Here is a 23,041-nt window from a genome sequence, read left to right as displayed (position 1 = left end):
GAAACGTTCAATGTTGTACCTTAGGTTTTAAAGCAGACCCCCATACGCTTGGAAAAAATAGTTATCATACCTACTTATAATGAGAAGGAGAACATCGTCTCAATTATAACCGCCGTGTTCGCACTCGGCAGCAACTTTCATGTGCTGGTGATCGACGATGGCTCGCCCGATGGTACGGGCAATATTGTGCGCGACCTGATCAATGTATATCCCGGCCAGCTTTTTCTGGAGGAAAGATCCGGCAAGCTTGGCCTTGGCACTGCATACATCCATGGTTTTAAATGGAGCATCGCCAAGGGGTATGCGTATATTTTTGAGATGGATGCAGATTTCTCCCACAACCCCAACGATCTTTTGCGCTTATACAACGCCTGCAAAAACGAAGGCGCCGATGTGGCCATCGGCAGCCGTTATGTTCCGGGTGGCAAAACGGAGAACTGGCCGTTAGACAGGCAGCTTTACTCACGCGGCGGCGCTTTTTACACAAAACTCATTACCTGGATGCCGGTGAACGACCCTACCGCAGGGTTTCTTTGTTACAAAAGAAAAGTACTGGAGTCGATCAATTTCGATATGATCCAGTTCGTGGGTTATGCCTTCCAGATTGAAATGAAATTTGCCGCGTGGAAGCTCGGTTTTAAGATCAAGGAAGTGCCCATCACTTTCATAGACCGCAAAATAGGCGTGAGCAAAATGAGCAAGGGGATCATCAGGGAAGGCGTGCTCGGCGTGCTGCGCATCCAATGGAAAAGCCTCTTCAGCAACTATCGCAAAAAAGTAAAGAACGATGTGAACGATATGGTTACATCGAAAGCGGGATAGTTTTTCAGCACTCATTTGATAAAAACAAGTAACAGTGTTGCACTGGCCTTAACCGCATTCAGGGTATTGCCGGTTCTTTGATGCCTCTTTTTTCTTCGTTACCGTTTTATTGAAACTCGTTAACTTCCGCCACACTTACGCTCATGAAACAGGCCCTCATCAAACTTCATATCTCCGTTTTCCTTGCCGGTTTTACCGGTGTATTGGGAAAACTGATCGATATGAATGAGGGGCTGCTGGTATGGTACCGCATCATGCTTACAGTGGTAACCTTGTTTGCATGGCTGAGCTGGAAGAAAAAAATCACACGTATTTCTGCATCCAATGTCTGGAAGTTATTGGGCATCGGCTGCCTGATCGCTATGCACTGGGTTTGTTTTTATGGCAGCATCAAGATCGCCAATGTATCCATCGGGTTGATCTGTTTCGCATCGGTAGGATTGTTTACCGCCATCCTTGAACCCATGCTTACTACCCGGAAACTCAGCTGGGCCGAAATAGGATTGGGGTTGCTCAGTTTACTGGGCATATACCTTATTTTCCACTTCGATGCCCGTTTCCGCACCGGGATCTTATTGGGAATAGCTTCGGCGGTTCTTGGTGCCCTGTTCTCCGTGCTCAACAAAAAAAATGTAGACGTTGCCGAACCGCAAACGCTGATGTTGTACGAACTCAGCGGCGGTTTGCTGATCCTTACGATCGGTATGCCTTTGTACCTGTATTATTTCCCGGCCGTTTCCATACTTCCTACCTGGAGCGATTGGGGCTGGCTCCTCATCCTCAGCTGGCTCTGTACCGTGTACGCCATGGATCTTATGCTGCAGGCACTCAAAAAAGTTTCGGCCTTTACGCAAAACCTTACCCTTAACCTTGAGCCGGTATACGGCGTGCTGCTCGCGTTCGCCCTATACAACGAGAACAAAGACCTCAACACAAGTTTTTACGCCGGGTTTTTCCTGATCGCCTTATCGGTGGTACTGCAGATGTTGAGAGTGGTGCGGAAAAAGAATGTCTGATATTGTTGCTCACGGACCTCATCGCGAAATACGCCGCTACCGTAATCCAAAGATGTACGCGCCAAAAAAAATGCCTGCCCATATCCGGACAGGCATTCAGTAAATGAAGCATTGTAAAGTTGGTGCCAGGTTGTTCGTAACACCGGCTACCAGAACTCGTCACTTCAATTGATAAGCTGCGATATGGTTCTTAAAAAATGTGGGCACATACAAGATCTTTTTCTTCGCGTCGTATCCTATATCGGCTGTGTTCACACTTTCTTTGCGGGTGTCTAGCAAAGTCGTTTTGTTTCCATTCGCCTCAACATAATAAATGATCCCGCTCCAGCAGCTTACGATGTATTCGTTGGTCTTTACCATTTCAATTCCGTCGGTGCTGGGGTCCATGCCCTCGGCAAGTTTGTCGAGGTTGCGCGATTCGGTCATCCTGAGCAGGCTGCCTTTGTCGAGCACATACAGTTCCTTTCCAACCGCGAGCAAACCATTCGGCCCCTGGAGCCCTTGCAACAACGTGAACACGTTCCCGTTTTCGATTCCATATACTTTGTTGATGCGTGTGTCGCTCACGTAAACAATTCCTTTTTTGTCGATCGTGATATCGTTCAGAAAAACAGAGCCCGCTACCGGGATCTTTTTTTCGATCTGTGCCTTCGCGATATCGATCACCACCACTTCGGTCAGATCGGCCACATACATTTTGCCTTTGTAGATGCCCATGCCTTTGGGTGCGTTCAGCCCTTTAACCCATTCCACTTCTATGATCTTCCCGTCGAGTCCCACTTTACCGATAGAGCCCTGCCCGTCTTTACCATCCGGCGCGCCATCGATGTTGGAAACATATAACAACTGCGCCTTCTCGTCAAACAAAACCGACTCCGGCGTTTTCAATAAAGGTTCTGTTTGCCAGATCCTGGCGAGGCTGTGCGATTGGGCCATTGACGGCGCTGTTGTTACCAGTGCAATGGCGAGGAGGGTGATGATGTATTTCATGGATTGGTTTTTTAATCGTGAATGATCGATCTTAAAAATATGGAATATGACCCGCCTGGCGGATTAAATACCGGCTTCAAATGTAGTGTCTATCCGCGACAGGCACACACTGTTCACACCCCTGCATCTCCGTTCAAATATACCCCTAACTTCATTATCTTCGGAACTCTATAAAATCAATGCGCAATGAAGAAAATCCTTTTTGTTTTCGGTTGTTTGCTTTCGCTGGGTGCCCTGGCACAGAAAAAGCCGCTCGACCATTCCGTGTACGATGGCTGGCAGAGTGTTGCCGACAGGGCCATCAGCAACGATGGAAAATACGTGATCTACACCGTGAACCCGCAGGAAGGCGATGGCAGCCTGTATGTACAGTCTTCCGACGGCCGCTACAAAAAAGAGATCCCGCGTGGATACAATGCCATGATCACAGACGATAACCGTTTTGTGATCTGCCGCATCAAACCTTTTTTCAAGGACACACGCGATGCTCGCATCAAGAAGAGAAGACCCGATGAGATGCCGAAAGACAGTCTCGCGATCCTCGATCTCTCCCAGGATAAATTAACCAAGGTGCCACGCGTACGCAGCTACAAAACGCCCGATGAAAGCAACAATGGCTGGATGGCCTACCTGCTCGACAAAGGCTTGCCCGACCTTACCACACGCCCCAGTGCAGTGGATTCGCTTACACGTATCAATACCATGTACTCTGTAGCAGACAGCCTGCAACGGGTGGCCGACAGCATCCGCAACAAAGCAAACGATGCCAAAACAAAAGGCCTGGCCGTGTTACAGGCGCCAAGGGGCGGCGGTAATTTCGGTGGACAGGCGGGAGGCCGTGGTGGAAGGGGCGCGGGGGCAGGCGCGCCTGTGGCCGGGGGCGATGATGCCGTAGAAGAAGGAACAGAGATGGTTTTACTCAATCTCAATACAGGTGAAACGCGTTCTTACTACCTCGTGAGCGAATATTATTTCAGTAAGAAAGGAAATGTGTTGCTGTATGAGACCACGAAGAAAACGGGCGATAACAAAGTATTGCCGGCCGTTGTAAAACTCGATGTCGCATCCAAACAATTCACCACCATCTTCCAGAAGTTCAACGATGCAAAAGGGTATGCGATGGATGAAGAAGGAAAACAGGTTGCCTTTGTTGCAGAGCGCGACAGCGCCAGCAAGGCGCTTCAGAAATTTTACAAACTCTATTATTACAAAGATGGAACCGACAGCGCAACATTGCTCGCTTCGCGGGATACACGCGGCATGGTTCCCAAATGGACCGTTGCAGAAGTTGGCGGTGGCGGAGGAGGCAGAGGTGGCGCCGGTGGACCGGGCGGCGGCTTTGGTTTCGGCGGCGGTGCGGGCGGCGGATTGAGCTTCAGCAAAAACGGCCAGCGCCTGTTTTTTGGAACAGCGCCGGTATTGCCCCCGAAAGATACATCGTTGCCCGATTTTGACAGGGTGAGTGTAGACATCTGGCACTACAACGACGACCAGGTGCAACCCGCACAATTAAAGAATGCCGATGCAGAAGCGCGCCGTTCTTACCTCGCAAGGTTCGATATGGCAAACAAAGAAGTAGTGCAACTGGGCAATACAGCCTTGCGCACCATGTTGCAAACACAGGAGGGTGATGGCAAAACGTTTTATGCAACCACCGATACCGGGCGCCGCATCGCGAGCCAGTGGCAGGGTTTCACTGTAAGCGATATTTATGCAGTGAATCCGGAAACAGGCAAGGCGGAACTGGTGAGAAAGAACTTCAAAGGAAGCGCCGTTTCACCTTCGTACACAGGAAAATACCTTTTGTTCTTCGATGAGATCAAGCAGGTGTACAATGTATACAACAGCGAAACCAGGCAGGTGTACCAGGTAGCCAAAGACATCGCCTATAAATTATACGACGAAGAGAACGATGTGCCGGATGATCCGAATGCATACGGCGCGGTAAGATGGATGGAGAACGATAAATACGTGCTGATCTATGACCACTACGATATCTGGCAGGTGGATCCGGAAGGAAAAGAGAAATCCGTATTGGTAACGCATGGTAGAAAAGATAAGATCCAATACCGTTATCTTAATACGGACAGGGAAGAGAGATATCTTTCGTTCGGGCAGAAAATACTGCTGCGCGTGTTCGATGAAAAAGACAAGAGCAGCGGGCTTTCGGTACTTGAACTTTCGAAAGGAAATGATCTTTCGGCAAGCAAACTGGTAACGCTTGTTGCAAAAGAACCGGTAACCATCGGCGCGCCGGTAAAAGCGAAGGATGCGGATGTGTATTCATACACCAAAGAATCCTACATCAAATCGCCCGATGTGTATGCGCAGAAACTGATGGACGCTTCGGTAAGATTATCCTATACCAACCTCCAGCAACAGGAATACAACTGGGGTACATCGGAACTGTTCAAATGGAAAGCATATACAGGAAAAGAAACAGAAGGTGTTTTGTACAAACCGGAAGATTTCGATCCGAAAAAGAAATACCCTATGATCGTTTATTTCTACGAGCGCAACAACAACACCCTTCACAACTACCTGGCACCGGCGCCAACACCGTCGCGACTCAACATTCCTTTCTTTGTGAGCAGGGGATATGTAGTATTTGTGCCGGATATCTGGTACAAAACAGGTTATCCCGGGCAAAGCGCCTACGATTACATCCTGAGCGGAACAAGGGCCGTGGTGAAGCAAGGGTTTGTTGACAGTACAAAGATCGGTTTGCAGGGACAAAGCTGGGGTGGTTACCAGATCGTTTACCTCATCACCAAAACAAACCTGTATGCAGCGGCATGGGCAGGCGCACCTGTTGCAAATATGACGAGCGCATACGGCGGCATCCGTTGGGGAACCGGTATCCTTCGCCAGTTCCAGTACGAAAAAACACAGAGCCGCATCGGTGCAACGCTTTGGGAAAAACCGGACCTGTACATCAAGAACTCGGCATTGTTTTCACTGCCCAAAGTAACCACGCCGCTCGTGATCATGGCCAATGATGCAGACGATGCGGTGCCCTGGTACCAGGGAATTGAAATGTATTCGGGCATGCGCCGTCTTGGTAAAAAAGTGTGGATGCTCACTTACAACGGCGAGGCGCACAACCTTGTGGAAAGAAAGAATCGCAAAGACATCCAGATCCGCGAGCAGCAATTTTTCGACTACCTGCTCAAGGGCGACAAACCCGCAAAATGGATCAGCGAAGGTGTTCCTGCGGTGATGAAAGGAAGGGACCTGGGATTGGGATATTGATCCTTGAATTTGAATACCTTGTTTAGGTTCAAAGCCGGAAATGATTTACTCATTTCCGGCTTTTTTTGTTGAATGCAGCGTAGCGGGGGAAGACAACAACGGACCATGCGTTTCATACTTTTGCCTTGTCCGCCGCCCTGTTGTAACAGCCGGAGGTCCGCAACCTGCAGCCGCTTAAATCCGCATTAAATTACCGTTATCAACCGCTCCAAACGGTGTGCATAAGTTGGGAGGGAGGTTTTATCCTATACCTTTACCTTCGAACTTATTCTAATAATAACCACGATCGCAGCGCCAATATTCCCTTTGTGAACCAAGTACAAAATGAGAAAAAAGATTACTGTGTGTGCCCTACGGGCCAGGTTCCGCGATCGAAGGATGCCTGTTTGTCTCCTGTTCCCTTTTCTTTATTGATGCTTAACCGTTTTTACAATTAAACACGTTGTATGCGTAGATTTTTTACCCTGACCAAAGCCGGTTTATTTATTGTTGCCATGATGGTTACCGCTGTTGCCGGTGCGCAGACCATCGCCTGGAATTTCTCGGATGGCACCGCCAATCCATCAACCACATCCGTTGTTGCGAGCAGCGCCATCACCACTGCCAATAACCTGGGAACCATCTCGGGCGGCTTTGTTGTATCCGCTTCTGTGTCGTCTGGCTATACAGGTGCATCCGGCACGTTCAATGCCGGCATCGCTGCAAAAACAGGCGCTCTGAATACGGCCGCAGGTGGGAGCACTTATTATGAGTTCACGCTCACCCCGCCATCCGGTAACATTGCCACCCTCACCGCGATCAGCTTCGGCGTGCGCAGCACCAGCACAGGCAGCCAGGCATATACACTACGCAGCAACCTTGACAACTACGCAACAGATATAGCCACCGGCACCGTTGCCAACAACAGCAGCTGGTCGCTGAAAAATCACACGAATCTGTCTGTAGCATCCGGCACCGGAACCCCGGTTACTTTCCGCATTTATTTTTACAACGGCAGCGGCAACGCTTCCAACGGTACCATCAATACAAGGATCGACGACCTCAATTTATCCGTAAGCGCCGCACCGCCGGTGATCTCCAATAATGCGGATCTTGCTGCATTGTCTACCAGCGCGGGCCCGCTTTCCCCTGCATTCAGCGCATCCTCTTATGCGTACTCTGTTACCACGGCGAATGCCAACAGCTCCGCTACCATCAGCTTTACCAAAGCCAATACCAACGCTACCGTTACCGCAAGCCTGAACGGAGGCGCATTTGGCAACCCGTCTGCCAGCTTTCCCTTGTCTGTCGGCAACAACACCATCGATGTAAAAGTGGTTGCGCAGGATGGCGTTACCCAAAAAGATTACATCATCAGCATCAACAGGGCCGCGGCCGCCACGCCGCTGCTGCTGATCTCGGGCAATGCAAACTTCGGAAGCATCTGTCTTAACAACGCTTCCGTACAGGGTTTCTCACTCGATGGAAGCAGTCTGGATGGAAGCAACATCAACATCGCCGCACTAAACGGCTTTAGTTATGCTGAAACATCGAACGGAACCTACACCAATACTTTATCGCTCAGCTACACCGGTAATGCTTTCACAGGAAAACAATTCTTTGTGAAGTTTACGCCAACGGCTGCACAATCTTACAATGGCGACCTGGCCATCAATGGTGGCGGAACAGGCATCCTTGTTTCTGCATCGGCGGCGGGCATCAATACCGCGCCAACCGTGGCAACAGGCGGCAACCAGGTGGCGGGCACTTCTGCAACATTGAACGGAACCATTTCCGTTACCGGTTGCACCAATGTTACCTCGTTTGGTTTTGAATACAGTACCATTTCAGGTATCGCGAACGGAACAGGCATTTCTGTAACTGCGGCCAGCCTGAACGGCGGTGCATTCAGCAAAACGGTTACCGGCCTTGCTGCTGCAACAACCTATTATTACAAAGCGTTTGCAACCAATGCCGGTGGCACAACCTACGGCGCAGAAGGAACATTTACCACCTCGTCCGTTGTTCCGGTGATCATGGCTTCGCAACCGTTGCTGCGTTACACCGAGAACTTCAATGCCATCAGCGGATGGGCAGCAAATTTTGCATCGGGCACGGGCGCCAACCGCTTTTCTTCCGTTGGTGTGAACGTAACCGCTACGGCCATTCCTTCTCCAACACGCATCACCACTTCGAGCGCAACATTTGCTTCGGGCTCAAGCGGCGGTGTACAGAAGGGAGCCGGCTCACTGGTTTTGCTGTCTACCGGGTCAACCGATAACTCAAGTTCTGTTGCTGTTGATTTCTATATGGACTTCACCGGCGTAAATGCAGGCACACTCAGTTTCGACTGGGCGGCGGTTGCGAACGGTACCGGCGACAGACCCGGTTCGCTCCGCGTTTACGGAAGCGTGGATGGTGTGAATTACACAGAGCTCACTTCTGCAAGCGTACTCAATTTTGCCAACAATGTTCCTGCAACAGGAACGGTGAACAACATTGCATTGCCTGCGTATTTCAGTCATAGCCCGGGCGCAAGACTGCGTTTCTACTACCACAACGGAACGGGCAGCGGCAGTGGTTCAAGACCCAAGATCAGCATCGACAACCTTGTGGTTACCGCGGTCGCATCCACACCATGTGCAACGCCGTCTGCTGCGCCAACATCGCTGGTGTTCAGCTCGGTTGGTGAAACAAGCGTGAATGGAAGCTTTACAGCGGCCAGCCCGTCTGCAAACGAATACCTGGTGATCATGAGCACCAACAGCACACTCACCAACAACCCGATAGACGGACAAACCTATACGATCGGTGATAATGTAGGCGACGGAACCGTGATCGCCAAAGGCGCAGAACTCAACTTTACTGCCGATGGCCTCACTGGCGCAACCACTTATTATTTCTTTGTATTCTCAGTAAACAGTGTGTGTACAGGCGGTCCTAAATATTTAACAACAGATGTATTGGAAGAAGATGTTACCACTGTTGCAGGGCTCCCATCGTGCACGGCGCCAGTGTCGCAGCCATCGGGCCTGGTTACAGTTGCATCGATCAACTCAATACAGGGTTCATTCACCGCTACTGCTGCTGATGAATACGTGGTGCTGCAAAGCACAGGAGGCACCTTCTCCGGAACATTGGCCAATGGTGTTGTATACAATGCAGGATCAGCAATAGGTAACGCTATAGTGGTTCAGCGCAGTTCGGCAACCACGTTCAATGCAACAGGGCTTGCGCCCGCAACACAGTACTACTATACTGTTTTCAGTGTAAACGCACAAGGCTGTGTGAACGGGCCGGTTTACAACACCGTTGATCCGCTCGCCGGAACAGCAACCACATTGCCACTGCCCGTGTGCAGCACACCGTCGGCGCAGCCATCAGACATTGCATTCAATGCATCCTACAATAACATTACGGCAACATTCAATGCAGGCGGAGGATCGAACCTGAATTATCTCGTGGTGATGAGCACGTCGCCAACCTTGTCTGCAACACCTGTTGACAATACAGATTACAGCGCAGGGGCAGGCCTCGGTGGCGGAACGGTTGTTTCGAACGGAACATCCACCAGCTTTATCGCAACCAATCTCACCAATGCGACCACTTATTATTTCTTTGTTTTTGCCGCGAACAAAAACTGTACGGGCGGAACAAAATACTTAACCGCATCGCCGCTCAGCGGATCGGCCACCACCACCAATGCGCCACTCAACAATATTTATTTTGGAACGCTTCACTCGCATACGGCTTACTCAGACGGACAAAAAGACAACGCCGCAGGCACGCCGGCTGATGCTTATGAGTTTGCATCACATTCTTTGGGAATGGATTTCCTCGGCATTTCAGAACACAACCACTTCTCAACCGTAAACAACCCAGGAAACGAGATCGCCAACTACCATGCAGGCAGTGCGCAGGCAGCGGCATTCAACGCTGCGCATCCGAACTTCCTTGCATTGTATGGAATGGAGTATGGTGTGATCTCAAACGGCGGACACGTTCTGGTGTACGGCGACGGACTCACAGAGCTGTTCGGATGGGAGTCGAATGTAAACGGAAATGTTGGGCCGAACTATGATGTGTATGTTCCCAAAAGCACTTATCTCGGTGTGGAAGGATTGTTTGCACGCGTGAACGATTACAAAGCGAAAAATGCATTCACCTCACTCGCTCACCCGAACAACGCCGATTACAACAACCTCTCGAACATTGCGTACGACGCAGCAGCAGACAGCGCAATCTCCGGCGTAGCCGTTGAAAGCGGGCCCGCCACTTCGAAGGTTACCAATTATTCTGATCCGTCGTCGATGTCGTATGTATGGTATTACAACAAATTGTTGTCTAAGGGCTACCACCTCGGGCCAACCATCGATCACGATAACCACTACACCACATTCGGAAGACATACACCTGCAAGAACAGCGGTGATCGCGCCGGAGCTGACACAGTCGGCGATCATCAAAGCGGTGCACGATATGCATTTCTATGCAACCGAAGACATGGACTCAAAGGTTGATTTTACGATCAACACACGGATCATGGGTTCTGTTTTTGAAGACAGGAACGCGCCATCCATCGCAGTTAACTTAACAGATGCAACAGACAATGTGGGCAATGCATTGATACGCGTGATGTATGGCGAGCCGGGAAGCAACATCAACCCGGTGGTCATCGATTCTGTATTCGGAAGTTCACTGAGTTATGTAGACAACGCGCTTGCCAACCATGCAACGGGTTATTACTACATCGACATCACACACAACGGCAAACGCATCCTGACCTCGCCGATCTGGTACACACGTACCTGTGCATCGGCGGGCGATACAACCGCAACAGTGTGTGGAAGTTTCGACTGGTACGGCACCGTTTATACATCGTCAACAACCGTAACAAAAACATTTACCACTGCGGGTGGATGTGATTCAACCGTTACACTGCACCTCACCATCAACAACCCGCCATCGGCTGTAACGCTCGCTGCGGTTGGTTCAGACAGTGGCTGCCCGGGCACAGGCGTTGCGCTTGCCGCATCGGCCAACGATGGGGGCAACGGCGCGGTGGCTTCGTACAAATGGATGCAGTACGGAAACCTGGTAGCAACCACAACTACCGCAAACTACACGGCAACGGCAAGCGGAACCTATACGGTAACCGCGGTCAACACCGGTAATTGTGCGGTAACCTCCAACGCGATCACGGTAACCGTGAGCGATGATGTTGCGCCTGTGGCAAACGCTTCCACATTACCGGTGATCACCGGGGCATGTGCGGCAACCGTATTCACGGCTCCAACGGCAACAGACAATTGCGCAGGAACAATAACAGGAACAACATCCGATCCGCTTAGCTATACAACACAGGGAACCCATACCATTCACTGGACATTCAGCGATGGCAACGGGAACACAAGTACGCAGAACCAGACCGTGATCGTATCAGACACAGAAAAGCCAACCATTACAGCACCTTCAGAAGTAAGCGTGGTGAATGATGCGGGGCAATGCGGTGCAACGATCAACAACATCGGCACACCGGTAACTGCAGACAACTGCGGTGTGGCAAGTGTTACAAATGACCATCCATCCAATTATTATCCGGTAGGAACAACGATCGTAACATGGAAAGTGACGGATGTGAATGGCAACACAACAGATACGGCAACGCAGCGCGTAACCGTTATCGATAATGAACTGCCAACGATCACCGTAAACAACATCACGGTAAACAACAACGCAGGCGCTTGTGAGGCAACCGTAGTATTGGCGGCCCCGGCAACGGCAGACAACTGCGGCGTGGCAAGCGTAACAAACGATCACCCGTCGAACATCTTCCCTGTGGGAACCACCACGGTTACCTGGACCGTTACAGACAACAATGGCTGGACAAATACCGCAACGCAACTGGTTACCGTGAAAGATGTAGAGAAACCAACCATTACTGCACCATCAGAAGTAAGCGTGGTGAATGATCCGGGTGCATGCGGTGCAACGATCCTTAGTATCGGCACACCTGTTACTGCAGACAACTGCGGTGTTGCAGGTGTTTCGAATGATCATCCGTCAAATTACTATCCTGTAGGAACAACCATTGTAAGATGGAGCGTAACGGATGTGCACGGCAACGTAACAGATACGGCAACACAGAAAATAACAGTGATCGATAATGAATTGCCAACGATCACAGTGAACAACAAAACAGTAGCGGCAGATGCGGGTTGCGGCGCCAATGTAGTTTTGCAGGCACCCCAAACTTCAGACAACTGTGGCGTGGCAAGTGTAACGAACGATCATCCATCGGCTTATTTCCCTGTTGGCAACACAACAGTAACATGGACGGTGACCGATAACAACGGATGGACGGCAACCGCAACGCAGGTGATCACGGTTACGGACCAACAGGCGCCAACCGTTGTAACCAAACCGGTAACGGTGTATCTCAATGCAGCGGGCGTTGCAGGCATCGGTATCAACGATGTCAACAACGGCAGCACAGACAATTGCAGCATTGCATTGATGAGCCTGAACAAAACCGGTTTCAATTGCGCAGATCTCGGTGCCAATACCGTTACACTAACCGTTACGGATGCATCGGGCAATGTATCTTCTGCAACGGCGGTTGTTACCGTGAAAGACAATACGCTGCCTACACTTACCACACAACCCATAACCGTTTACCTTGATGCATCAGGAACCGCAACCATTACAGCGTTGCAGCTTATCGCAGCAAGTGCAGACAATTGCGGCGTGAGCTCGTACAGCGTAAGCAAAACAAGTTTCAACTGCTCGAACCTTGGAGCCAATACGGTAACGGTTACCGTTGTGGATGCAAGCGGCAACAGCATTGCTGCCAATGCAACCGTAACAGTGAAGAGCAATATCCTGCCGGTTGTTACCGCCGTTCCTGCACAGGCATTCTGTGTGAATGGTACATCAAACTATACCATTCCTGCACTGGCAGCGGTGGCGAATTGTGGTGCGGTAACCACTTCATACACGATCACGGGCGCAACAACAAGAAGCGGTACAACCAATAACGCAAGCGGAACATTCAATACAGGTGTGTCAACCATCACCTGGACGGTAAAAGATGCAAGTGGAAACGTTTCAACAAGCAGTACCACGGTAACCATCAGTGCATTGCCGGCAACGGCAATTACTGTAAGCAGCCCGGATGCATTCTGTAACAAACTCACGCTTACTGCGAATACAACAGGAGCGGGGGCCACGTATAAATGGACATCGGGCGCTGCAACCGTTGCAACCACGCAGCAACTGAACCTCGGTCAAACCAATGCAGATGGTGTTTACCAGGTTACCGTAACATTGAATGGCTGCACCAGTGCGCCGGCTGCTTACAATTACCAGAAACAAAACCTGGTGAGCAGCTATACACTTCTTGCAACAGATAAAATTGACCTCGGAACAAACAACACGGTGGCAAGTGGAAGTGTGGGTGTTACCGGTTTGAAAGGCGAAGTTGAGCTGGGCAGTTTCAGTACGATCAATTCACCTGGTTCTTTTGTAAAAGCGAAGAACATCGATAAAAATGGTTTATTCATCACAATCGGAAACCCTGTATACGCAGCGGCGACCGGCATTGTATTACCTGCGATGCAATTGAATACGGCCAATACAAACAATCTCCCGAATAAAGATGTTGCGCAGAACAGCGTGAGCACCGTTAACGGAAACTACAAGAACCTGACGTTGAAAAAAGGTTCACGCACCACGCTCACCGGCACTACGTTTGGTACCATCCGTGTTGAGCAGGGCGCGCAGGTAACGTTTACCGCTCCCGTGATCAGCATCGACCAGTTGAATGTAGTGAAGGGCCCGCGCAATGGCTACAGCTACGTTCGTTTCTCCGGTGATGCTAAAGTGTTGGTAAGCGCTGGCGTTTCTATCGGAAGCCAGGTTTTTGTAAACCCCGACAACAACAATGTGACCTTCTACATGGGTGATAAAAAATCCGACGATGAAAAATTTGTTGTGAACGGTGGTGATACAAAAGTAAACGCCAACATTTACATCCCTAAAGGAAAAATGCAGGTCAACGGCGGATACAGCTACGGTTCCTATGGTTTGTTCGGATTGGGCGATTGTGACCGCGATGATGATGAAGCCAGGTATTTCGGTCTTGGCAATGCATATGTATACATGACCGGAACCTTTATTGCAGAGAACATCACCGGCAACGGTAAAAATGTGATCTGGAACAGCTTCGATTGCAGTGCACCGCCTGTAACCGTATTGAATACCGTTCAACAGGTGAACACACAATCAACCGGCAGCGAGAAGGCAACGGTTACAAGCGAGGAAACATTGAAAGTAACCGTTCTTCCAAACCCAAGTACTTCTTACTTCACACTGAAGATTGAAAGCAGGTACGAAACGCCAGTCAATATCCGCGTGATGGACAGCCGCGGCAGGGTAGTAGATTCCCGCTCGAAAGTTGGCGCAAACAGCACCATCCAGCTCGGACACGATTACGCAGGCGGAACCTACTTCGCGGAACTCACGCAGGGTGGATTGAGGAAGGTGGTTCAACTGGTTAAAGTTCGCGGTTAGCGCTGGGCCTATCTGAAACGAATCATTTCTAAGTATATAAAACAAAAGCGATCATTGCGATCGCTTTTGTTTTTTAGTAAAGAGGTTGGTGAAGTGTAAGCGTTGCGCTGTCACCCATGTTAGCGAGGCAATGGCCGAATGATGCCGTGCTATTTTCCAGTTTTAACAGCAGTCCAGATCTAATTACGGTGTCGAACAAAAGGAAGCAGTTGTTGACCTGCAGCAACTGTTAGTTGCCCAGTATATCGAACTTGCTTTTCGGTCTCCTGTCTTCCAGCCATTTGAATCCGCGGAGTTTCAATTCCTCGTGGTTTATCTGCCGCATGGGGTATTGAATGTCGTCGTAGCCCTGTATGTAGGAGATGCGGCGCACCTTGTTGTTGCTGTCGAAGAGTATGTTGATGGCGCTTGATTTGGCTTTGTCAACACTCCGGAACCGGTTCTTTTCATCCTGCGAATAATACACGTTTTCCGCGCTGCCCTTGAGGTGCAGCGAGCTGATCTTGCCATCAAAAAAACGAGCATTGATGGTGTTTGATTTTGCCTGGTTGAAGTATTGTGTGCTGTCAACCCTCCCGATCGCCATCGCATTCTCAAAAACATAGAGCCGCTCGGGATTCTTATTTTTGATGTACAGGTAGATCGTATCGCCTGTAACCTGGCTGTTGCGCGACCACAACACGGGATTTTTAAACAAGCGGAAAACAGAATCCTGCAAAGAATAGAAAAGGCTGTCGCAAACAGACTGCACAGAATCCATGTAGATCTTTACATTGTAATAGGCTTCAAAGTATTTGTTGTTGCTGCTGTCTGCCTTGATGGAATAATCAACGGGTGGCGACAATGTATCGCGCCCGGCAGAATCGCGTACATCCGGTAACTGCCTGAATTTTTTGAGATCGCTGAGGCGGGCGGAGTAGAAAGTATCCGCTGTTACAAACACCGAATCCTTGCCCTGTTTGATGATGAGTATCGGCTTCTGCGTTGCAAGAAAAATGTCTTTCTTCCGGTTTGTTTTTACATTGTTCGCAATAAGGTCATATCCTTTGGCAGTGTCTTTTCCCCGGTACACCACATTGCCCCGGAACTCGTCCATCTTGGTTGAATCGTCAACGGCCATATCGTCTGCGGTAAAGGTTGCCGTACTGTCTTCGGCCACTGAGCGTTTGTTGAGAATGCCGCGTTTGTTCTTCATGTCAAAATACCCCAAACGCGTTTTGATGGTGCGTCGCCCGCTGTCGCTGTAAATGGTAGTAGGCGAGGTAAAGTTGGCGATCTCCGTATTGGTGTTGTATTGCAGCGTGTCTGTGATCACCTTGTATTCCGGATCGATGAGTACCACTTTTTTCTTGAAGATCACATCTTTTGTTTCGCCATAATAATACCCTTCGGTACTTGTTAAAACCGATTTCTTGTTGACCAGCTTTCCACCTTTCAGGTAGGTGCCTATTTTTACCGTAACATCGTATTCAAGTTCTTCTGTTGTAAGTTCGCCCTTGCCGTCTGTAAGCCTCACTTTTCTTTTCAGGAAGGCTTTCTTTTCTTTCCCAAGGTATTTCACGTATTGCGCATAGGTATGAACGCTGTCTGCATCATTGATGTGTACATTGCCAAACGCTTCCAGCGAATTGTCGTAATGGTTCACCACCATACTGTCTGCAAAAAAATCGGTTTTGTCCTGCGACACATACGATTGCCTGCCGCCTTTTATCTTGCTCAGCGAAGTGAGGGTATGGACAGAGTCGATCGCATCCATGCGCAGGAGGTCGCCGTGTTTGATCAGTAAGGTGGTTCCTACCTGCTTTGCGGTATCTACGGCGGTACGTTGTGCCGCTGCGGACCGGGCCGTTAACAACAGGATGAGTAAGTAAGGTATATATTTTGCAGCCATCAGTTTATTTCTGGGTTGAATCAACAACCAGCGGCGCCAGTAACGGGCCGTCTTTGTCTTTTCTGCCGAACACCGAAATGTTCACATAGCGTTTCGGATGTACTCTAAGATCATCCAATAATATGTTTGCGCTGCGTATGGTATTGCTAAGGTTATTGTAAAGTGTTTTATCGTTCATCAGCTTGCCCAGCGAACCATCGTTCGAGCTGATCTTCTCGAGGATCCCGTTCATCCTCCCGATCGTGGCCTTCAACTGGTCAACGCTTCCCGCGATATCCGCTTTCGAAAAATTACCGGTTGCGGTTTCTACGTTGGTCAATAAACGGGTTACTTTATCGTTGTTGTCTGACAGGTTCCTGGTAAAGCTTGCCACATTGTTCATCGATTGCGTGATGGCACCGGTCTGCTGGTTCATCATCGCCTGGATAGAAGTGGCAGACACCGCAAGGCTGGCCGTGGTGCGGTTGATATTGGCGATGGTCTGTTGCAAATTGTTTTTTGTATTGGGATCGAAGATCGTGTTCACATTGTTCAACACGGTATCGAGTGAATGAAGCGTTGCTTTCAACTGGTTGGTAACCGGGGTTAGCTGGTTCATTACATTATCGAGCATACCGGGCGCGGTAGAAGTGTTGATCGATTCGCCGGTCTTGAGATAGGTGGTTGCGTTTCCCATCGTAATGATCACCTGCGGCGAACCAAGCAGGCTCGATTCGATGGCGGCAACGGAATTGCTCGGTATATTGTAATTGTCTTTGAGCTTGATGGTAACGATGATCGATGAAAGGTTCTGATCGGCATTCTCAATATCAGCCACCGATCCAACTTCAAAACCATTGATGAGAACCGGGTTAGACACTTTCAGTCCTTTCGCATCCGGGTATTTCGCATAAATATAGTTGCCGGTTTTGAACAAGGTCTTCCCCTTCAGAAAGTTAAAACCCAGGATCAACAGCGTAATGGCGATAACGGTCAATGCCCCAACCTTTGTTTCGTTCGATATCTTCATGAGCGCAAATCTAAGCTTTCTTGTGTTTATGACTGTGTTGCGTAAAAATGCTGTGCCATCAGCCGGCAATTTTAAGATGCCCGTTTTTTGGGATGCTTACCAGCGATCGGCCACTCACGACCCCGGTCTTGCGCTCCCGGGCGCCTCCGTTCCGCTGATCTGTTTTTCTAACGAGTATTTGTACCTTTTCAACGCCCGCACGATCGATTCGCAGATCTGGATCTGTCCCTCCTGGCTGTTGAGGTAATCTTCTTCTTCGGGGTTGGAGATGAACCCGGTTTCTACCAGCACCGCAGGCATGGCCACGGCCTGCAGCACCCAGATTCTTTTCTTCCGCTGCTTTGCCTCGCGGCTCACCCGGCCCACTTTCTGGAACTCTTCCTCTATGGTGAGGGCGAGGTTCGTGCTCCGCGCAAAATAGCTCTGCAGTTTCATATTAATGATCATCATCTTCGCCGGGTCGTTGGGATTGAAGTCTTTAAGCTCCTTGGCCGATACGCTGTCGAGGTACATATCCTCATTCTCACTCAGCGCTTCCTTGGCCGCATTGCTCACATCCGAACCATAGATGAAGGTTTCGGTGCCCTTGGCGGTATTGGGGGTGGTCCAGGTACGGTACTCCTTTACTTTTACCTTGTAGGCCTTCCTGTTCTTGCCTTTTCCTTTGTAACGCGTTTCTTCTTTGTACCCTACAAATTCCCTGTGTCTTTGCGGCCCGCCGCCTTCGTTTACGTGTATGCACACAAAAAGGTCGCCTTTTTCACGGTTGGCTATCTGGGCCTTAACGGTAACGGGGTCGAATACATCTGTTTTGCGGGTGAGATAGGTTTCCACATCCGGTATTTCAACGCGAAGCATAGAATCCAGTTTGAGGGAAATGGCCAGCGCAATGTCTTTTTCAAAAGAATATACGCCGCTGGCACCATGGTCGCTGCCCCCATGGCCCGGATCGATGATGATCTTCCGCAGCGGTTGTTTGGGTGTAGGTTTGCCCTGCGCCGTCACCCGGGTGAGCGGTATCGAGAGCGAGAAACTTAACAAAAACAAAGCAGCGAATTTCCTGATCATCATATCATTTCGTTAAAGGATTTTACCCGGAATAGCTTTTACCCACCGAGAACCCTATTTTTGCCTCCGTGAACATGAGTAAACTTCTCAAAATTAACGTAAAATCAGCCTTGGGAATAGCCGTTGGGGCCAGTTTACTTATATTAACGTTTTATGCACAGGCCACCTCCGGTACCGGCCGCGGGTTCTACCGTTTCTTCTCCGGGTCTGATACCATCCCCCTTCAAAAAACAGATACACCACGGCGCATTTTGCTGAAAAGCGATGTCGGCAGAAACGATACCTCCTCCCGGAAAGACTCCACATCGCGCCGCGATTCGCTTGTATCTAAAGTGGATTCGGTCCTGATCTCATCCGATTCGCTCGATGCCATCATCCGCTCGCATGCCGAGGATTCGGGTGTGCTGGTGGTAGACAAGAACCAGTTCTATCTTTATGGAAAGGCCAAGACAGAGCAGAAAGACCTTTCGCTGGAAGCGGCAACCATTCATTACAACAACGAAACGAACATTGTAATGGCCTATGGAAAAACCGATACCACCGGCAGTATCGAGAGCAAGCCACAGGCCAACCAGGGCGATCTCCAGACCCGCAGCGATACCATCGCCATCAATTTAAAAACAGGGAAGGGGCGCTCGCAGAATACTTTTTTACAGCAGGGCGAGATCTTTGTCAATGCCAGGTACATCAAGAACATCAACCGCGAAGAGGCTTTTGCGCAGGATGCCCGCTTTACCACCTGTAACCTCGATACGCCGCACTTCGCGTTCCGTACAAAGAAGATGAAGATCATCAACAACAAACTCGGTGTTACCGGCAGGGTATACCCGGAAGTGGAATCCGTTCCCATACCGATGGTGTTCCTTCCCTTCGGCATCTTCCCGCTTAACCCGGCGCGGCACTCGGGCGTATTGCTGCCTTCGTTTACATCGAGTGAGGACTTTGGGTTGGGACTGGAGGGACTGGGTTATTACAAAGTGTTCGGCGAACATGTGGATGCCACCACCCGGGCCAATATATATTCCTATGGTGGATGGAACCTGAATGTGAATTCAAAGTACATTGTTCGTTATAAGTATACCGGCAACCTCAACGTAAGTTTCCAGAATACAAAATCGCTGAGCAGGAACATTACGGCAAAAGATGAGTTTACCTCTACCAGATCGTACATGATCAACTGGAGCCACAGCCGCGATTCGCGTGCGCGGCCGGGCACGAGTTTTTCGGCGAATGTGAACTTCGGAAGTACCAAATACAACGAAACACTGCTGAACAATCCTTTCCAGAATTTTCAGAACCAGTTGAGTTCATCCATCAACTATACAAAAGATTTCAACGGCAAGTTCAACCTGTCGATGAACATCAACCACAGCCAGAACAGCGTAAACCGCCTGGTAAACCTCAGCCTGCCCACGTTCAACCTGAATATGGTAACGATGTACCCGTTCCAGAAAGCCGACCAGGTAGGAACGGGAAAATGGTATGAGAAGATCGGGATCGGTTACAGCGGGAACTTCATCAACCAGGTATCGTTTTATGATACGGCCTTCAACTTCAGGAGACTGCTGGATACGCTGCAATACGGCGCACAACACAATGTGCCCATCACCTTGTCGCTGCCATCCCTTGGGCCGATTACCTTAACGCCCAATGTTTCTTATGAGGAGCGTTGGTTCGGACAAAAGAACCTGCGCAGATGGAACGATTCAACCAAACGCGTAGATACGTTTACCACGAAAGGGTTCTATACGCAGCGCCAGATGAGTTTTGGAATGGGAGTGGCCACGCGTATTTTCGGAACCTATACATTCGGGCCCAAAAGCAATGTGATCGCGATCAGGCACGAGATGCGGCCCAACTTTTCGATCAATTACCACCCTGATTTTGTGGCGAAGAGTTTTTACAACCTCCGGGTAGATACTTCGGGCCGCACTTACCGCGTTTCGCAATACGATGGCAACGTGATCGGATCTTTTTCGGAAGGGATATTCGGGGGCATCAGTTTTGGCCTCGACAACCTGCTCGAGATGAAAGTAAAGGATAAGAACGCCGATACCACGTTGAAAGGAAAACCCGCAGATAAAAAAGTAAAATTGATCGAAGGATTCGGGTTCAGTTCCGCCTACAATTTTCTTGCAGACAGTTTTCAATTGCAGCCCTTCAACCTTTACGCGCGTACAACGCTGTTTGAAAAGCTCAACATCAGTGCAGCCGCGAACCTTGACCCATACGATGTGGACTCGCTCGGCAACCGCGTGAACCGGATCTTGTGGGATCCCAGGCATTTTAAGATCGGAAGGATCACAAGCGGAAACATTGCACTCTCCACATCGTTCAGCAGTAAATCAAAAGACGGGAAAGACGACAAGAACAAACAGCTTCCCATCGACCCTTTCATGACGCCCGATGAACAGCAACGGCAGATGCAGTTTGTGCGCGCCAATCCTGCGGAGTTCACAGATTTTAATATTCCATGGACCGTCAGCCTCTCGTACTCCCTCAGCTTCTCCCGGGTGCTCAAGCCCGATTACAGCGGTTATACAACGGAAACCAGTTCCGGACTTACATTCAACGGCGATTTCAGTCTTACGCCCAAATGGAAAGTAGGCGCCACCGGTTCTTACGATGTAACCAACAGGTCGCTTCAGCAGCTCAGCACCTTCATCTCGCGTGAGATGCACTGCTGGCAGCTTTCCATCAACATCAACCCGATCGGGTTGTACCGTTCGTTCAATATTTCTTTCAGTCCTAAATCGGGAATATTGAGGGATCTTAAGATCAACAGGACAAGAAGCTTCCTGAGCGAGAACTAAGTTGTATTGCGCTGTTCATGTATGAAAAGAAATCCTTTCGGCAGGGCAAGGCCGCTTGGTATCGATCAAATGTTATCCCTGTAATGATCCCACATTATTTTAAAAACTTTTTCTTTCAGTTCATCACTTGAACAATTGGTTGATGCTACCGGGGGCAGGAAATGCATTTCAATCCGGTGCGGGAGCATGTAGAACACGCGGTTGGCAGGCAATATTTTTTTTGTGTGAAGAAGCACGGTAGGGAGAACGGGTTTGCCGGAATCTTTTGCCAGGCGGAACGCGCCGTCGTAGAATTTTTTGAGCGGATCGCCGGTGCGGTTACGGGTGCCCTCGGGATAGATCACCATATCGAGCCCCATCTGCAATACTTTTTTCATGTCTTCGATGCTCTTGCGCCGGCTTGCATCGCTTTTGCGGTCTACCAGCACGCTCCCAAAAGTATATACCCATCCGAATACCGGCACTTTGCTGAAGCTTTTTTTAGCGATCGTTTTGTTGGCGCGCGGCATGAAAGGGGTGCAAACGGGAACGTCCATCAGGCTGTTGTGATTGCAGACAACAACATAGTTTTGTCCTTTTTCAAAATGCGCCTCGCCTTTTACGCGCAGCGGGCAGCCGATCAGGTGCAGGTATACAAACATCCACACACGCGATACATGCCGGTGCCAGTAGGCCTTCGCGGGATCGTTCAATAAAAAGCAGGGCAGGTAAAAAAGGATCGCGATCATCAGTGTTGCCACAAACAACAAAAGCGCCCACAACGCCCAGATGCGCGCGAAGATGTCTAAAAAAAGATTTGATTTGTTTTTTGGATCGCTCATGCAGAATTATCGAACGCGAATATCGGGTATCGGATCTGAATATCGAATTCTGATTGGGTAACGAAGCACAGTGCTTAATTCTTTCGCGCCGGTTAATCCAACGGGTTCCAGTCGATTGCTTCAAGTCCCTGCTTCCGCAGTATCTCGTTTGTTTTGCTGAAATGTTTGCAGCCAAAAAAACCTTTGTCTGCACTGAAAGGCGAGGGGTGTGCGGCTTTGAGCACGGTGTGCCTGGTTTCATCGATCAGCGCCTGTTTTTCCTGCGCAAATTTGCCCCACAACAAAAACACGACGCCTTCTTTGTCAGAAGAGATCTTCCTGATCACCGCATCTGTAAAATCCATCCACCCGATCTTCGCATGACTCGCAGGTTCATTGGCGCGTACGGTAAGTATCGCATTCAACAGGAACACGCCCTGCTTAGCCCATTTTGTGAGATTGCCCGTTTTCGGAATCACCATGCCGATGTCTTTGTGCAGTTCCTTGTAAATGTTTACAAGCGATGGAGGCGGCGGAACGCCGTCGGGTACCGAAAAACTGAGGCCGTGTGCCTGCCCGGGATTGTGGTAGGGATCCTGCCCCAGGATCACCACTTTCACCTCGTTGAATGGGGTTGTATTGAACGCATTAAAAATGAGGTTCCCCGGCGGGTATACCACCGCCCCCGTGGCCCTTTCCGTTTTCAGATGTGCGGCCAACTGTAAAAAATACGGTTTTGTAAATTCGTGTGTGAGTACCTCTTTCCAGCTTTCTTCGATCTTTACATCCATGGAGAATCAGGCGTTTTGCATTTGAGTGTAATGGCAAAAT

The 23,041-nt window shown here is 49.7% G+C and carries 11 protein-coding genes; 5 read left to right on the top strand and 6 right to left on the bottom strand.

Annotated elements, in window-relative coordinates:
* Positions 1–48: 48 nt before the first annotated feature.
* Both GWC95_RS10575 and GWC95_RS10570 read left to right on the top strand, forming a co-directional pair.
* Positions 49–822, top strand: coding sequence for a polyprenol monophosphomannose synthase (locus GWC95_RS10575; RefSeq protein WP_161818672.1), 774 nt, complete (start codon positions 49–51; stop codon positions 820–822).
* Positions 823–965: 143 nt separating this feature from the next.
* Complete coding sequence (locus GWC95_RS10570) at positions 966–1,838, top strand: DMT family transporter (protein WP_161818671.1); 873 nt, start codon at positions 966–968, stop codon at positions 1,836–1,838.
* Positions 1,839–1,997: 159 nt separating this feature from the next.
* On the opposite strand, the gene GWC95_RS10565 is transcribed toward GWC95_RS10570, so the two are convergent.
* Positions 1,998–2,828, bottom strand: a complete 831-nt coding sequence (locus tag GWC95_RS10565; RefSeq protein WP_161818670.1) for a strictosidine synthase family protein — start codon at positions 2,826–2,828, stop codon at positions 1,998–2,000.
* A 186-nt stretch (positions 2,829–3,014) separates the two neighbouring features.
* Between GWC95_RS10565 and GWC95_RS19615 the strand changes: the two genes are divergently transcribed.
* Together GWC95_RS19615 and GWC95_RS10560 are read left to right on the top strand one after the other, a co-directional pair.
* Positions 3,015–6,080 (top strand): S9 family peptidase, encoded by a 3,066-nt coding sequence (locus tag GWC95_RS19615; RefSeq protein WP_202630261.1) that lies wholly within the window; start codon positions 3,015–3,017, stop codon positions 6,078–6,080.
* Between the two features lie 446 nt (positions 6,081–6,526).
* A complete protein-coding gene (locus tag GWC95_RS10560) occupies positions 6,527–14,629 on the top strand; it encodes an HYR domain-containing protein (protein ID WP_161818669.1) in 8,103 nt (2,700 codons plus the stop codon).
* A gap of 229 nt (positions 14,630–14,858) precedes the next feature.
* Here GWC95_RS10560 and GWC95_RS10555 read toward each other — a convergent pair whose 3' ends face one another.
* From GWC95_RS10555 to GWC95_RS10545, 3 genes are all read right to left on the bottom strand, one after another.
* Complete coding sequence (locus tag GWC95_RS10555; RefSeq protein WP_161818668.1) at positions 14,859–16,520, bottom strand: OstA-like protein; 1,662 nt, start codon at positions 16,518–16,520, stop codon at positions 14,859–14,861.
* Positions 16,521–16,524: 4 nt separating this feature from the next.
* Complete coding sequence (locus GWC95_RS10550; protein ID WP_161818667.1) at positions 16,525–17,529, bottom strand: MlaD family protein; 1,005 nt, start codon at positions 17,527–17,529, stop codon at positions 16,525–16,527.
* Between the two features lie 114 nt (positions 17,530–17,643).
* Complete coding sequence (locus GWC95_RS10545; protein ID WP_161818666.1) at positions 17,644–18,600, bottom strand: N-acetylmuramoyl-L-alanine amidase family protein; 957 nt, start codon at positions 18,598–18,600, stop codon at positions 17,644–17,646.
* A 71-nt stretch (positions 18,601–18,671) separates the two neighbouring features.
* Here GWC95_RS10545 and GWC95_RS10540 point away from each other — a divergent pair, with 71 nt between their 5' ends.
* Entirely contained in the window at positions 18,672–21,410 is a 2,739-nt protein-coding gene (locus GWC95_RS10540; RefSeq protein WP_161818665.1) for a putative LPS assembly protein LptD, read from the top strand.
* A gap of 65 nt (positions 21,411–21,475) precedes the next feature.
* Here the strand turns inward: GWC95_RS10540 and GWC95_RS10535 are convergent, their stop codons facing one another.
* Positions 21,476–22,231 (bottom strand): lysophospholipid acyltransferase family protein, encoded by a 756-nt coding sequence (locus tag GWC95_RS10535; protein WP_161818664.1) that lies wholly within the window; start codon positions 22,229–22,231, stop codon positions 21,476–21,478.
* 92 nt (positions 22,232–22,323) lie between these two features.
* The gene (ung, locus tag GWC95_RS10530) at positions 22,324–23,001 is read right to left on the bottom strand and encodes a uracil-DNA glycosylase (RefSeq protein ID WP_161818663.1); all 678 of its coding nucleotides are present in this window, start codon (positions 22,999–23,001) and stop codon (positions 22,324–22,326) included.
* Positions 23,002–23,041 lie beyond the last annotated feature (40 nt).

The organism is Sediminibacterium roseum, assembly GCF_009939005.1.
GTDB lineage: Bacteria > Bacteroidota > Bacteroidia > Chitinophagales > Chitinophagaceae > Sediminibacterium > Sediminibacterium roseum.
This window is presented reverse-complemented; position numbering and strand designations above follow the sequence as displayed.